The 13,953-nt window shown below is 41.5% G+C and carries 15 protein-coding genes and 1 pseudogene; 15 read left to right on the top strand and 1 reads right to left on the bottom strand.

The window, feature by feature from the left end; translation table 11 throughout:
• The 8 genes and pseudogenes from AC0TWI_RS09630 to AC0TWI_RS09595 form a co-directional block, all read left to right on the top strand.
• Positions 1-104 (top strand): annotated as a pseudogene (locus AC0TWI_RS09630) (ATP-binding protein); the annotation flags it as partial.
• A gap of 83 nt (positions 105-187) precedes the next feature.
• Positions 188-499 (top strand): hypothetical protein, encoded by a 312-nt coding sequence (locus AC0TWI_RS09625; protein ID WP_488126132.1) that lies wholly within the window; start codon positions 188-190, stop codon positions 497-499.
• Between the two features lie 32 nt (positions 500-531).
• Complete coding sequence (locus AC0TWI_RS09620) at positions 532-1,299, top strand: ABC transporter ATP-binding protein (protein WP_488126131.1); 768 nt, start codon at positions 532-534, stop codon at positions 1,297-1,299.
• Positions 1,289-3,298 (top strand): FtsX-like permease family protein, encoded by a 2,010-nt coding sequence (locus AC0TWI_RS09615; RefSeq protein WP_488126130.1) that lies wholly within the window; start codon positions 1,289-1,291, stop codon positions 3,296-3,298. Before AC0TWI_RS09620 ends, AC0TWI_RS09615 begins: the two co-directional genes overlap by 11 nt.
• Positions 3,299-3,395: 97 nt before the next feature.
• A complete protein-coding gene (locus AC0TWI_RS09610) occupies positions 3,396-4,016 on the top strand; it encodes an NUDIX hydrolase (protein WP_488126129.1) in 621 nt (206 codons plus the stop codon).
• A gap of 465 nt (positions 4,017-4,481) precedes the next feature.
• Positions 4,482-4,862 carry a MarR family winged helix-turn-helix transcriptional regulator gene (locus tag AC0TWI_RS09605; protein WP_488126128.1) on the top strand — a complete coding sequence of 127 codons (381 nt, stop codon included), beginning with the start codon at positions 4,482-4,484 and terminating at the stop codon, positions 4,860-4,862.
• A gap of 2 nt (positions 4,863-4,864) precedes the next feature.
• The gene (locus AC0TWI_RS09600) at positions 4,865-5,551 is read left to right on the top strand and encodes an SDR family NAD(P)-dependent oxidoreductase (protein ID WP_488126127.1); all 687 of its coding nucleotides are present in this window, start codon (positions 4,865-4,867) and stop codon (positions 5,549-5,551) included.
• A 181-nt stretch (positions 5,552-5,732) separates the two neighbouring features.
• Positions 5,733-6,491 (top strand): SDR family NAD(P)-dependent oxidoreductase, encoded by a 759-nt coding sequence (locus AC0TWI_RS09595; RefSeq protein WP_488126126.1) that lies wholly within the window; start codon positions 5,733-5,735, stop codon positions 6,489-6,491.
• A 144-nt stretch (positions 6,492-6,635) separates the two neighbouring features.
• Here AC0TWI_RS09595 and AC0TWI_RS09590 read toward each other — a convergent pair whose 3' ends face one another.
• On the bottom strand, positions 6,636-7,511 hold the full coding sequence (locus AC0TWI_RS09590; RefSeq protein WP_488126125.1) for a LysR family transcriptional regulator: 876 nt from the start codon (positions 7,509-7,511) through the stop codon (positions 6,636-6,638).
• A gap of 228 nt (positions 7,512-7,739) precedes the next feature.
• Between AC0TWI_RS09590 and AC0TWI_RS09585 the strand changes: the two genes are divergently transcribed.
• The 7 genes from AC0TWI_RS09585 to AC0TWI_RS09555 all read left to right on the top strand — a co-directional run bounded on the left by AC0TWI_RS09585 (position 7,740) and on the right by AC0TWI_RS09555 (position 13,938).
• The gene (locus AC0TWI_RS09585) at positions 7,740-8,327 is read left to right on the top strand and encodes an ankyrin repeat domain-containing protein (protein ID WP_488126135.1); all 588 of its coding nucleotides are present in this window, start codon (positions 7,740-7,742) and stop codon (positions 8,325-8,327) included.
• A 40-nt stretch (positions 8,328-8,367) separates the two neighbouring features.
• Positions 8,368-9,591 carry an amidohydrolase family protein gene (locus AC0TWI_RS09580; protein WP_488126124.1) on the top strand — a complete coding sequence of 408 codons (1,224 nt, stop codon included), beginning with the start codon at positions 8,368-8,370 and terminating at the stop codon, positions 9,589-9,591.
• A gap of 20 nt (positions 9,592-9,611) precedes the next feature.
• Positions 9,612-10,841, top strand: a complete 1,230-nt coding sequence (locus AC0TWI_RS09575) for an amidohydrolase (RefSeq protein WP_488126123.1) — start codon at positions 9,612-9,614, stop codon at positions 10,839-10,841.
• Between the two features lie 141 nt (positions 10,842-10,982).
• Positions 10,983-11,222, top strand: a complete 240-nt coding sequence (locus AC0TWI_RS09570; protein ID WP_488126122.1) for a hypothetical protein — start codon at positions 10,983-10,985, stop codon at positions 11,220-11,222.
• A gap of 156 nt (positions 11,223-11,378) precedes the next feature.
• On the top strand, positions 11,379-12,620 hold the full coding sequence (locus tag AC0TWI_RS09565) for a diguanylate cyclase domain-containing protein (protein WP_488126121.1): 1,242 nt from the start codon (positions 11,379-11,381) through the stop codon (positions 12,618-12,620).
• 200 nt (positions 12,621-12,820) lie between these two features.
• Positions 12,821-13,465: a class I SAM-dependent methyltransferase gene (locus AC0TWI_RS09560; protein WP_488126120.1), complete on the top strand. Its 645-nt coding sequence runs from the start codon at positions 12,821-12,823 to the stop codon at positions 13,463-13,465.
• 2 nt (positions 13,466-13,467) lie between these two features.
• Positions 13,468-13,938 (top strand): S-ribosylhomocysteine lyase, encoded by a 471-nt coding sequence (locus tag AC0TWI_RS09555; RefSeq protein ID WP_488126119.1) that lies wholly within the window; start codon positions 13,468-13,470, stop codon positions 13,936-13,938.
• The last annotated feature ends 15 nt before the right edge of the window (positions 13,939-13,953 follow it).

Raw genomic sequence — 13,953 nt, 5'->3', positions numbered from 1 at the left:
TGGACAGACTCCTTCATCGGGTCGAAGTAATCCACCTGAATGAGGACAGTTATCGAATCAAACACAGAAGCACCATATTCAGAGAAGAACATGTTCAATCCTAGTTAGCAAAAAGTGTTCAAAACTACTTGACGGTAACAACTTTGGGTATGAATACGCTACGGAACCGAAAATTGTAGATGGTGTAATGTCAAAAAATATCGATGACAAGGGGAGACCTGTAGAGATAGCGACTACATTTGCGCCAGACGATACGGTTTACTTTTCTGCAAAGAGAAACCGATTCTGGGTTAATAAAGCGCAGATTGTATGGTATAAAGGCGAAATCGAAACAGAAAACAGATTTTTAGTTGAAGAAGTTAATGTCAACAAAGCAAAGTATTTTTCCGCCAAACTAACAGTCCCGGAAGGTCTGGAAGAAGGTCAATACGGAGTCACTATTTATGTAAAAGGTAAAGATATTATAGAAACAAAAGCAAAGTTCATTGTGCAAAAATAAGAGGGAAAAATACGAAACCTTGGAGGAACATAATGAGAAATATAGTTAGCGTTGAAAAGATTGATAAGTATTATGGCAATAAAGGCATTATTACAAAGGCTATTGACAATATAAGCTTTAATGTAAATGAGGGAGAGTTTTTAGGAATAATGGGTCCTTCAGGCAGCGGTAAGACGACTCTGCTAAATTGCATTTCAACGATTGATAATGTAACAACGGGCAGGATTATTATAAATAACAAAGATATTACGGTTCTGAAGGCAAAGGCAATGGAAGAGTTTAGACGGGATGAATTAGGTTTTATCTTCCAGGACTTTAATCTTCTTGACACACTGACTGCATACGAAAATATAGCTTTAGCCCTGACAATACAAAAGAGGGATATAACAGAAATAGATAAACTGATAAAAGATGTTGCAAACAAACTTGAGATTACCGGGATACTTAGCAAGTTTCCATATCAATTGTCAGGGGGGCAAAAGCAAAGAGTCGCATGTGCCAGGGCTATCGTTACTGAGCCCTCCATTATATTAGCCGACGAGCCTACTGGCGCTTTAGATTCAAAATCCGCAAGGCTACTTTTGGATTCATTTGAAAAGCTGAATAAGGAGTATCGTTCGACGATCCTGATGGTTACCCATGATTCCTTTACGGCAAGTTATGCCAATAGAATCCTTTTTATAAAAGATGGTCGAGTCTTTAATGAATTAATACGCGGAAATGATACGAGAAAAGAATTTTTCAATAAAATTATTGAAGTTGTTACTTTACTTGGAGGCGATGCCGGCCATGTTCTCTAAAATAGCAATCAACAATGTAAAACGAAGCTTTAGGGATTATTCAATTTACTTTCTTACATTGACCCTTGCAGTATGTATATTTTACAGTTTCAATTCGATTGAATCCCAAAATGCAATATTAGAATTAAATAAGAATAAGACGTTTATGTTAACGCTAAATAAACTGATAGCTGGAACATCGGTATTTGTATCTTTTGTACTCGGTGGGCTAATCATTTATGCAAATAACTTCTTAATAAAAAAGCGAAAAAAAGAATTAGGCATCTATATGACATTAGGAATGTCAAAAGGTGTAATCTCCAAAATCCTGATTTTTGAAACCCTGTTAATCGGCATACTGTCCTTAGTGGCAGGAATTGTATTCGGCATTATCTCATCACAAGGTCTATCGGTCCTTGTGGCCAATATTTTGTCTGTCGATTTGAATAAATATAAGTTTATCATTTCATTGAATGCAGTGATCAAATCGGTATTATACTTTGGAGTTATCTTTCTTCTGGTCATGCTCTTCAATCAGTTTACTATTTCGAAATACAAGTTAATTGACATGCTGAATGCAGCAAAGAAAAATGAAGAAATTAAGCTAAAGAATTCTTTCGTATCAGTACTTTTATTTATTGTTTCGATGGGATTACTCCTATCTGCCTATACTAGAATATTAAAAACAGGCTTAGATGCTGGAAATGCAGATTTGTTTCTCACTATTACGATGGGAGTTATCGGAACACTGTTGTTCTTTTTCAGTCTCTCCAGTTTCTTTATCCATGTGGTGCAAAAAATCAAACGGATTTATCTGAAGGATATCAATATATTTATATTGAGACAGATTAACAACAAGATCAATACGAATTTTCTATCCATGACTCTAATATGCCTGATGCTGTTTTTAACAATTACACTCTTGTTTGCTGCGTTTGATTTAAAGGGTACAATTGACAGGAATTCAGAGGGAAATAGATCGTTTGATGCTTCAGCGTTTCTCATTGTTAATAATGAAACCGAAGATCCAAAGGTGAATGATGTAGAGGAGTATTTAAAAGATATAGACTTCAATTTCGAAACGTATGAGAACCATTCCTTTTATAGTGAATACAAACTTAATCTTACGATAGAGGACTTGTTATCAAAGTATTTAAGCAATCAGGAGAAGATTGACTTAAAACAAAATTATTTGGATGGTGCTATATCCGCGGTTAAAATATCGGATTATAATTCAATCATCAAACTTGAGGGAGAAAAAGCTGTTGATTTAAAGGAGAATGAAGTCTTAGTTATATCTAACTACGAACGGGTGAATCATGCTCTGCCTGAATTTATGAAAAATGAAGATAGTATCAATATAGACGACAAAGCATATACCATCAAAAATACATCCCCTATAGAGGAGAATATAAAGAGCACAGGGGGAAACAAATTCTTTTATCTCATAATCCCTGATAACTTTGAGGGGGGACTGCAGTTAGAGTTCACAGGTTTTAATGTGATCTATAATGAAAGTAATGCTGATAAATCGGAGAAGAAATTTTCAACTCTGTTTACGAATCTTTCAGAAGACAAATATAGAAGCATTAACCCGGCATTAGTTATTGGGTATACGAAGGATCAACTTAAAGATAAAGAAAATGGTATGGCAGCAATGATCGTATTTCTTGGTCTGTTTTTAGGTCTCATATTTATAATAACCAGCGCTGCGGTTATGGCTTTGCAACAGTTATCTGATGCAAGTGACAGCTTGGAACGATATAAGTCTCTTAGGAAGATTGGTGTCTCTGAAAAATTAATAAACAAAGCAATATTGAGACAAAACTTACTATATTTTTTAGTTCCCTTAGGTCTGGCTATTATCCATTCAATAGTTGGAATAAGCGCAGAACGCGGAAACTTCTCATTTAATTACGAAAGTATCATCGTAAGTTCTTTACTCCTTGTTATAATATACGGTTCCTATTTTTATGCGACGTATTTTGGAGTTAAGAATATGGTTAAAAATAGCAAATAGCAAGCAGTGAGTTATAGATGTTGATTGGTGAGGAGGCATCACATACCGGTTCCTGCCTTGCGGTGGTTTGCTAATCAGATCTTTTAGGAGAATGTAAATGAAAGAAGAATATTTCAAGATATTTGATGAAGATCGAAATGAAATCGGAACTGCCTCCCGCAGCGATGTGCACCGGTTTGGGTATTGGCATGAGACGTTTCATTGCTGGTTTGTTGCAAAGCATGAGAATAAAGATTATATCTATTTGCAGCTCCGCAGTGATGCCAAGCAAGACTACCCGAACCTCCTGGACATTACGGTGGCTGGTCATTTGACGACTGAAGAAACGGTCGAAGATGGGGTTAGGGAGATAAAGGAAGAAGTAGGCCTGGATGTTCCTTTTCATGATTTGAAATCGTTAGGTGTACTGCAATATTGTGTAACGAAAGAAGGTTTCATAGACAAAGAATTGGCCCATGTCTTTCTATATAAAAGTGAGCATCTCCTGGATGACTTTGTCGTTCAAACGGAAGAGGTTTCGGGCATTTATTTAGCAAAGTTTAACGATTTTAGTGAGCTATGGTCAGGTGAGAGGGAAACGATTAACGTCAAGGGTTTTAAAATAGATGGAGACGGCAAGCGGAACGTGAGTGAAGAGACTGTCGGACAAGAACGTTTTGTTCCCCATCAAATCTCGTTTTATAAAGAAGTCATTAGAAAAATAAAAGCAAATCTTTAATAGTTATCTGGATATTTCCCATATATTATCCTCTAGACATATACTTGATTTTGGGGGCTAGGCCAAGTGACATTTTATTTGAAAAATTGATATCAAAGGCCGTTACACATTTGCCCCCATAAAACATTTAATAAATTCCCAATCGCCTTCATTTCCAACTCTCTTATTGTCTTCGTGTACTTTGAAAACGTTTTAAAAAATGTTGAGTATCAAAGACAAATTTATTTACATCGCCGAAATACAGGAATATAATTAATGCTGTACTATCATTTGTATGTACAAATGAAGTTGGATACAGCTATTCGACGATAGGAGGGATTTGCTCACAGAGAAATGTGCATAGTGATATTCGCTATTGAAGAATTCAAATTCAGACGGGAAGGTTGAGTTGTATTGGAGACTCCTAATTCCGATTACTTACTTAGTAACTGCCTTTACTTTACCACCGCGCGGTTCGCGAGACAGATGGAAAAGCTAGCTGGGGAAGTGTTTTCATCGATGGATATCCCACCTTCCTACGCTTATTTGATCATTACCATCCATGATTACCCAGGGATTACTCAAAAAGAACTGTGTAAAAAGCTTTCGATTGCGCCTTCAACAAGTACGAGGCTCATTGATAAACTCGTGAAAAAAGGATACGTCGAGCGAAAGCCTGATGGTAAACACATCTTAATATACTTAACAGAAGAAGGAACATCTTTGTGCAGCAAAATCTATGACAATTTAAATGAAATCTATTTAAGGCACTTAGAAATTTTAGAGGAAGATCATAGTCAACAGTTGATTAAATTGCTTCATAAAGCAAGTGAGAAAATGGAAAAAGATGAGAGTTCAGGAGGCTAATCATGGGATTGATGAAAAATCAGGTTGCACTAGTAACAGGTGCAGGAACTGGGTTGGGTCGGGCCACAGCTATTCGGTTGGCGGAAGAAGGGGCCAAGGTAATAGTAACGGGCAGGCGTATGGAAAAATTGCAAGAAGTAGCACAGATTATTGAACAGTCGGGCGGGCAATCTATTGTCTACCCAGTGAATCTAACTGATCCTGAAGAGATTAATAGCCTGCGTGAGCAATTGGTTGCAAAAGTGGGCCGGGTTGATGTGCTGATTAATAATGTCGGTGGAACTGGAGATTTCAGCACGGTACATGACATGACATCTTCAATATTTGACCATACCATTCGTCTCAACCTCTATAGCTCTTTCTTAGTGACGAATGCGATTCTCCCGATTATGAGAGATCAGCAATACGGTCGAATCGTGTCCATTACTTCAGCGATGGCTAACTTTGAATACGAAGGATTAGGAGCCTATTCGGCAGCTAAAGCAGGTTTGGAAGCATTAATGCGAACGGTTGCAATCGAAGAGAAAGAACATGGCATCCTTGTAAACATGTTCGATCCGGGGAATTTGAAAACGGAACAAAATCCTTATGGCGAAGGGGATCCGGTAACGGTTGTTGATGGCATCGTGAAGTTAGCAACTTTGCCGGCAGATGGATTTAGCGGACAAGTTACCCAAGCGAACCAATGAAGTTAGACAGCGAAATCGAATCCGCGTATTAAAAGCTTCCTCATGGGTAGCTTTGATGTCGTCCATTCGTTACTTTTGCCTCAGGCATTCATCCGATGGGCTAAACAGTGGAGGATGAATAATTTTTCACATATATACTTACATTACGATTATGAATGTTAACACTAGGGAGGAAATAGAAATGGAACTATCAAATAAAATTGCTGTGATTACCGGAGCAGGTAGTGGTATTGGACGAGCCAGCAGTATTAAATTGGCATCTCTCGGAGCAAAAGTGGTTTTGGTCGATTTTAATACAGCGACAGGGGAAGAATCATTAAAACTCGTTAAAGAAAATGGTGGAGAGGGGATCTTCGTGCAAGCAGATGTATCAAAGAGCGAAGATGTTCAAAACTATGTAAAGAAAGCCGTGGATACTTACGGACGTATCGATATATTTTTCAACAACGCAGGTATCATTCAAAAGTTTGCTCCTTTTACCTCCGTTGAAGAATCCGAATACGATCGTATTATGTCTGTAAATACGAAAGGGATTTTCCTTGGAATGAAGTATGTGTTGCAGGTGATGGATAAACAAGGATCCGGTTCTATTATCAATACGGCATCGACTGCGGGAATTCGCGCAGAACATAGTGTAGCGGTATACTCTGCAAGCAAACATGCGGTTGTAGGCTTAACAAAGGGAGCAGCTTTGGAATATGCAAAAAAAGGAATTCGTATCAATGCACTTTGCCCAGGAGGCGTGGAAACAGCCCTAACTGCTGGCGTTACGGAGCAATTTGAAAAAGGTAATTACGTTCCGGAAGAACTTCCTAATATGAGAATGGGCCGTTACGCATCTCCTGAAGAACTTGCAGAAATGGTTGCTTATTTAGCGTCTGAAAAAGCGAGTTATATGACTGGTTCAACAGTCGTTGTCGACGGGGGATTAACTTTATAAATACCTTGTTTAACCAATAGGGCCCTATTCAAAGATTTGATTATATCCAGATTAGCTCGTCCTTTTAACGGGAAAGGAAATATTCTTGGAAACCCAGCTGTTCTTCTCATGGAAGGATAGCTGGGTTTCTTAATGTACATACCTCTATCCCTTCTGCATCATCTCAACAAAATTTTGCGCAGCTTTGGACAAGGTACGGTCTTTGAGCCAGATTAATCCGACTGAGCCTGTCACCCCATCTTTGTTTGAGAGGCGATAAGCATGAATAGGGTAGCCCCGATATCGATGAAGCAAGGTTTCTGGAACGATGGCTGCGGCAAAGTCAGCTGCGACGAGGTCCATCAACAGGCTGATGTCGGAACACTCTCCCACAATCGTAGGGCGCAGTTTGGAACGGGAGAATGCCTCTAATATTAAGTAATGCACCCCTAATCCTTCAGTGCTCGGAAAAAGGAGTGGATACTGTTGGACGTCAGCAAGTGAGATGTCTCGATCAAAGAAAGGAAGCTCCTTTGTTGTAATGAAATAAAAGGGCTCATCGCATAGATGAAGGACGGAAAAATCGTCCAATTTGAGCGGCATGCGGATAATGGCTAATTCCACAACTCGTTCCCGAACTAATTGACAAAGGTGAGAGGATTCGTTTTGCTGAATCTTATACGTCATCTTGGGGAAATGTTTTTGGAATCGTTCAAGAATCTTTGGCAAGCCGTTCGCTGAAAATGTGTTTACCCCGAGAGTGAGTCTCCCATTTACTCCTTTGCCGACATCCATGACCTCTGTTTTTGTTTCCTCCATCAATTGAGTAATTTGCAAAGCGTTTTTATATAAGGTTTTTCCTGCCTCTGTCACGACTAAAAATTTTCCGCTTCTCTCGACTAATTTGGATCCGAGCTCCTCTTCCATTGATTTCAATTGTTGGCTTAATGGCGGCTGGGACATATGAAGCCTTTTAGCAGCAGCAGAGATTTTTCCTTCTTCTACAATTGCAATAAAATAGCGCAGTTGCCGTATATCCACCCTTATCATCCTTTCTTTCTATATGGAAAACATAAGTAGAATGAATGAAATTAATATTTTTCATATAACCCTTCTCATGATAGCCTATTTATATAGGAGGTGCACGGTATTCGAAATCTGAGAGGGATTTTAATCAGTTTGCTTGCAGTTGCACTTACTGCATGCACTACAGGTTCAGGCTCCAAGGAAGGTTCACCAATACAAGTGGAGAAAAAGGATGAAATGAATTTGGAACAACAGCTGATTTCTGCAGCAGCAGAAGGAAAAAATGAAACCGTTTTAGAGTTGTTGGAAGCTGGAGCACATATTGATGCGACAGATTCTCACGGAGATACAGCAGTAATGGCTGCAACGCAGAGAAATCATGCAGATACGGTAAAGATTCTGATTGAACATGGGGCTGACATCAATATCCGCAATCAAAGGCAGGATAATGTGCTTTTGTATGCTGGAGCTGAAGGGTTGCTTGAAATCGTCCGGCTGGCTGTTGAAGCTGGGGCTGATCCTGCTTTAACAAATCGGTATGGCGGAACTGCGCTCATTCCCGCTTCCGAACGGGGACATGTGGAGGTTGTGGAAGAGATTTTAACCAACTCTGATATCGATGTAAACCATATAAACAATCTGCATTGGACTGCTTTATTGGAAGCCATCATCCTTGGCAATGGAGGCAAAGACCATCAGAGAATCGTGCAATTGCTGGTGGATCATGGAGCTGATGTTAACATTGGTGACCGGGATGGGATTACGCCTTTACAACATGCTCAACAACTAGGATATCAAGAGATTGTGGATATACTAATAGAAGAGAATTGATAGAATTATATCTGAAAATCATCAAGAGGAGGCGATAGACATGGTAGATAAACACTATTGGCTAACAAATGTGACATTGGAAACGGGATACGAATATGAAGAAGCTTCTGTAATTGGAACGACAACAGAGGAATTTCATCTGCGCATCGAAGAGGGTACAATCAAAGAAATCGTCTCCGCGGATCAACCGCTGCAAACGGATTTGCCTAAGCAAGATGCAAACAACTACTTAATGCTCCCCTCATTCAGGGACATGCATATCCATCTCGACAAAACATACTACAGCGGCCCTTGGAAAGCGCCAACGATTCCAACGAAGGGGATTATCACTCGGTTGGAAGAAGAAGAGATCATACTGCCGGACCAGCTGCCTGTTGCTGAAGAAAGGGCGAAAAATTTATTGGAATTGCTGCTTAGTTCCGGTTCCACCTACATTCGGTCACATTGTAATGTAGACCCTGTTATCGGGCTGAAAAACCTAGAAGCTACGATGCGGGCAGCCGAAGCATATAAGGGAAAGGCCGCTGTTGAAATTGTCGCTTTTCCTCAGCATGGCTTATTGCGAAGCCAGTCTGTTTCACTCGTCAGGGAGGCACTTCGTAATGGAGCCACTTTCGTCGGGGGTGTTGATCCAGCAACAATAGACGGAAATATTGAAAAATCATTGCAAACGGTGATGGAATTAGCTGTAGAAGCCGATGCGAATATCGATCTTCATATCCATGATCCCGGGCATCTTGGCATATTCACATTTAAACGATTGGCTGCCTTAACCGAGGAAGCGGGATGGCAAGGAAGAGTAACGATAAGCCATGCACTGGCACTTGCCGATGTCTCACTAGAAGAAGCTGGTGAGGTCGCAGAGCTGCTTGCCCACCACGGCATTTCCATTGCCTCATCGGTACCGATTGGAAAAACGATCCCTATTCCCCTTTTACATAAAAAAGGAGTAGACGTCTCACTTGGCGATGACAGTATCACCGATCATTGGTCTCCATTTGGAAAAGGGAACAGTTTGGAGAAAGCAGGTACGTTGGCGGAGCGTTTCAGGCTAAGTGATGAATTTTCGCTTGGACAAAGCTTGCGATATATTACCGGTGGAATCACAACCTTAGCTGAAGATGGGCAAAAGAATTGGCCTAAAGCGGGAGATAAAGCGGATTTTGTTCTTGTCGATGCCAGCTGTTCAGCAGAAGCCGTTGCACGGCGGGCGAACAGAAAAGCGGTTTTCTTTGAAGGAAATCTTGTTTCCGGCAAAATATAAATATAGAAGGGACCGATCTTATGAGTACTGCCTTTTGGCTGACAAATACAACATTAGAAACAGGCTACCAAAAACAAAATGGTGTCGTAACAGGTACGAATACGGCAAGTTTTCATCTGCTGATTGATGGCGGCAAAATTTCAAAAGTCATACATGCCGCTGAAACAATCGCGGATGATTTGCCGCAAAAAGATGCGAATGGCTTGCTGTTGCTTCCATCTTTCGTCGAAAAACATTGTCATTTGGATAAGACGCTGCTTGGTGACCGGTGGCGTTCAGTTACACCGGTAAAAAGTATATTTGAGCGCCTTGAAATCGAGAAGACAGTTTTGCCTTCTTTGGAAACGACAACACAGGCACGTGCGGAAAAGTTGCTTGCTCGTTATTTGGCAGCTGGTGTAACACATATACGGACGCATGTGGACATTTATCCGGAGGTTGGGCTGAACAATCTGGAAGAGGTTAAAAAAGCATTGCAGACATTTGAAGGGAAATTATCTTATGAAATCGTGGCATTCCCTCAACATGGACTATTGCGCTCGAATGCTAAAAACCTCGTTCGTGAAGCCCTTCAGCAAGGGGCTACTTATGTCGGCGGTGTAGATCCGGCTACGGTGGATGGCGACATCGAGGCTTCCCTGCAAGCGATGGTCGAACTGGCTGCCGAAACAAATGCAGGAATCGACTTGCATTTGCATGATGCAGATCATCTCGGTATCTTCACGATGAAAAGGTTGGCCGAGTTGACGAAAGAAGCCGGACTTCAAGGCAAGGTTGCCATTAGTCATGCATTTGGGCTCGGGGATATCCCTTCCGCTCAGGCAGAAAGCATGGCGGAGATCCTTGCTGATGCCGGCATTACGATCATTACGAGTGTGCCGATCAACCGAAAATTCCCGCCTGTTGGATTGCTCCACGACAAAGGGGTATCCGTTGCAGTTGGCTGTGACAATATATTTGATGTTTGGTCACCCTTCGGAAATGGGGACATTTTAGAACGGGCTGGCTGCTTAGCCCAAATTTCAGGATGGGTGGACGAACAATCCTTAGCCCAAACACTATCATTTATTACGGATGGCAAGACACCTCTTAATTATCAAGGAGAACAAGTGTGGCCCAATGCAGGGGATGAAGCCAGTATCGTGCTGGTTGATGCCTCATGCTCAGCAGAAGCAATTGCCAGAAGGTCGAAACGAGTGCTTACGATGTACAAAGGTGAGGTTACTTCAGGTTCGCTTGAGGATTTTTAAGAAAAAAATCTCCACCTTTATAGCTAAGGAAACAGCATGCATCCCGCCTGCATAGTGATCCGGATTTTACGTTTTCTTATGATACCGTGAAACCTGTCCGGATAGTTGTACGTAGTAACGGATAGGGGAGGAGGGGATCTCTTGAGAAAGTATGCATTGTTTCTGGTCATTTTTATCTTTGCATTTATCGGATTGCAAATTTTGTCAGGCATGCTGCTGACAATGTTCTACACACCCGACTCTCCGTGGGAAGCCGCGGCTGCTTTAGCTTCCGAAGTCGAGTTTGGCACTGTGAGCTTTGTTCCGCCGCTTGCAATCGCTTTGGCAGCATTGGGTTCAGCTTTCGGCATCACCAAGCTTATTGGCAAAAAGGCTGTGTAAACAAGAGGAAGGAAGGGAGGGGTTCCCTTCCTTTTTTTATTGTAAATAAGTTGAAAGTCCGCCTATTTTCCTAGTGTTTTGCTATAATATAACAGGAATTTCAAATTTCTAGTGTGCGAGTTGACCTGGAAAAGCACAGAGAGGCGGGGGACAGATTTGCAGACAGATGAACAAAGATACCGCATGCTCGTAGAGCAGGTAAGTGACTGGATATGGGAAGTCGATGAGAATGGGGTCTATACGTATGCCAGCCCGCGCATATATGACATATTAGGGTACTTGCCGTCTGAGGTAGTGGGGAAGACACCTTTTGACTTGATGGAGCCCGCAGAAGCAAAAAAGATCGCTGCCGTCTTCGCCTATCATGTGTCCAATAAACTGCCGTTCAACAGTCTGGAAAATATCAACTTGCACCGCGATGGACATGAAGTTATTTTAGAAACGAGCGGTTCTCCCATTATCGATGAAAACAGGAAATGTGTCGGCTATCGAGGGATAGACAGGGATATTACCGAAAGGAAAATGATTGAAAGAAAACAACGTCAGTTGCTTGAAATCATTGATGCATGCCCTGATTTTATTGCCACTTTCGATCTGGCTAACAATGGCACATATTATAACCCGGCTGCACGTAAAATGCTCGGAATTCAGGAACCTGATGCTGCCAGTGAAGAAGTGAAGGATAGATGGTTAACCACAAAGATCAAGGAAGAAGGAATTCCTTTTGCGATAAAGAATGGCCATTGGAAAGGAGAAACCTTTATTGTAAAAGAGGATGGGACAAACATCCCTGTGTCCCAAATCATCGTCTCGCATCAATCAGAAAATGGTGAGGTTGAATTTCTCTCCACTATCGCTCACGATATAACCGAACAAAAAGAGCTTGAGAAATTAATTTACGACCAGGCGCATTTTGATTCGCTGACGAACCTGCCGAACCGGAGACTGTTGCAGAAACGATGGGAACGGCTATCCGTGAGAGGAAAAGAATCAAGGAAAGCGGCTGTATTTTTCATGGATTTGGATAACTTTAAATCAATCAATGATACGCTCGGTCATGAGGTCGGCGATCAGTTGCTGAGAATGGTTGCTTCGCGTCTGCAGGCAGCTATAGAGGGAAACGATTTTGTCTGCCGCTATGGCGGCGACGAATTCATCATGATTTTTGAAGACATTCAGGAAGCAGCGATGGAAGCAAAAGCCGAAATGATGATTGCGTCTTTGCAAAATCCCTTTGAAATCGAACAGCATTCTCTCCATGTGACGGGAAGCTTGGGAATCAGCCTCTTCCCAGACGATGGCAGAGATTTGGAGACAATCGTCCAAAAGGCGGACAATGCGATGTACGAGATTAAGCGGAATGGAAAAAACAATTATCAAAGAGTTAAAAAGCAGTAACTTCCTAACTTCAAAACTGATTCCGCTGAGGATTCAGTTTTTTTGTGTGTTGCTGCCTTTGTAAATGGTTCTTCTTCATTTGTATTGTCGCGAATGTATTGTCGCGAAAAAATGGGCGTTAGCTATTCTTGATTTTTCTAAAAACATCTGGTAGTCTAAAGTTAATTCCGAGTAAAGTAATGCGAAAAGAGGGAATGACTTTGGGGAGAGAATTCAACGACCTGTTTGACCAGTGGGCCAACACGTATGATGGAACGATTTCGGGCCATGATTTTGAATATATGGATGTATTTGCACGGTATGAAGACATTTTGGCAGAGGTGGCAGACCGAGCATCCGGTTTTGTCATTGAATTTGGCGTCGGAACCGGCAATCTGACGAGCAAGCTTGTCAGCAAAGGAAGAGACGTCTATGCTGTAGAACCATCTAAAGGGATGAGGGAAAAGGCAAAGGAAAAGCTCCCTGATCTTAACCTGATTGACGGAGATTTTCTTCAGTTTCCCGATCCTCCGGCAAAGGCGGATGCAATCGTCAGCACGTATGCCTTTCATCATTTGACAGATGAAGAGAAAGATAGGGCGATTGGCCGTTTTCATGAAGTACTTAAGGAGAACGGGAGAGTGGTTTTTGCTGATACCGTGTTCTGGGATCGGGATGCCTATGAAGCAAAAATCAAAGAGTCCGAGGAAAAGGGATTCTTCCGGCTTGCTGAAGATTTAAAGAGTGAGTACTACACGACCATTCCGGTTCTGATCGAATTATTCGAGAAGAACGGTTTCCTAGTAAAATTTGAACAACAAAATGAGTTTGTCTGGCTAGTAGACGCAGTAAAAAAGGAGAGATAATCATGGCAGCAGAACAAAAAATGAATGTAGAAAGCTTTAATCTCGACCATACAAAAGTAGCAGCACCGTATGTCCGGCTTGCAGGTGTGAAAGAAGGGATCAACGGCGATGTTATCCGCAAATATGATATTCGTTTTTGCCAGCCAAACAAAGAGCATTTAGAAATGCCTGCTTTACACTCGCTTGAGCATATGATGGCAGAGTTCAGCCGCAATTACTCAGATAAAATTGTTGACATTGGGCCAATGGGCTGCCAAACGGGCTATTACATGGCGCTGATCAACCACGATGATTATAAAGAAGTACTCGATATTTTGGAAAAAACGCTGAATGACGTTCTGGAAGCGACTGAAGTGCCAGCCTGCAACGAAGTGCAATGCGGCTGGGCAGCAAGTCACAGCCTGGAAGGCGCAAAAGAAGCAGCAAGAAAAATGCTGGCAAAAAAAGATGAATGGACCCAAGTATTTGCCTGAAAAAGAGGGAGCAGC

The sequence above is a fragment of the Lederbergia sp. B243.17 genome (assembly GCF_057657925.1).
Note: the sequence above shows the minus strand (reverse complement) of the source record. Positions and strands in the feature narration are given on the sequence as shown.

Bases quoted from the DNA above. Each gene is read 5' to 3' on its own strand.
- AC0TWI_RS09625 (WP_488126132.1), top strand. From the start codon at position 188: ATGTCAAAAAATATCGATGACAAGGGGAGACCTGTAGAGATAGCGACT.
- AC0TWI_RS09620 (WP_488126131.1), top strand. From the start codon at position 532: ATGAGAAATATAGTTAGCGTTGAAAAGATTGATAAGTATTATGGCAAT.
- AC0TWI_RS09615 (WP_488126130.1), top strand. From the start codon at position 1,289: ATGTTCTCTAAAATAGCAATCAACAATGTAAAACGAAGCTTTAGGGAT.
- AC0TWI_RS09610 (WP_488126129.1), top strand. From the start codon at position 3,396: ATGAAAGAAGAATATTTCAAGATATTTGATGAAGATCGAAATGAAATC.
- AC0TWI_RS09605 (WP_488126128.1), top strand. From the start codon at position 4,482: ATGGAAAAGCTAGCTGGGGAAGTGTTTTCATCGATGGATATCCCACCT.
- AC0TWI_RS09600 (WP_488126127.1), top strand. From the start codon at position 4,865: ATGGGATTGATGAAAAATCAGGTTGCACTAGTAACAGGTGCAGGAACT.
- AC0TWI_RS09595 (WP_488126126.1), top strand. From the start codon at position 5,733: ATGGAACTATCAAATAAAATTGCTGTGATTACCGGAGCAGGTAGTGGT.
- AC0TWI_RS09580 (WP_488126124.1), top strand. From the start codon at position 8,368: ATGGTAGATAAACACTATTGGCTAACAAATGTGACATTGGAAACGGGA.
- AC0TWI_RS09575 (WP_488126123.1), top strand. From the start codon at position 9,612: ATGAGTACTGCCTTTTGGCTGACAAATACAACATTAGAAACAGGCTAC.
- AC0TWI_RS09555 (WP_488126119.1), top strand. From the start codon at position 13,468: ATGGCAGCAGAACAAAAAATGAATGTAGAAAGCTTTAATCTCGACCAT.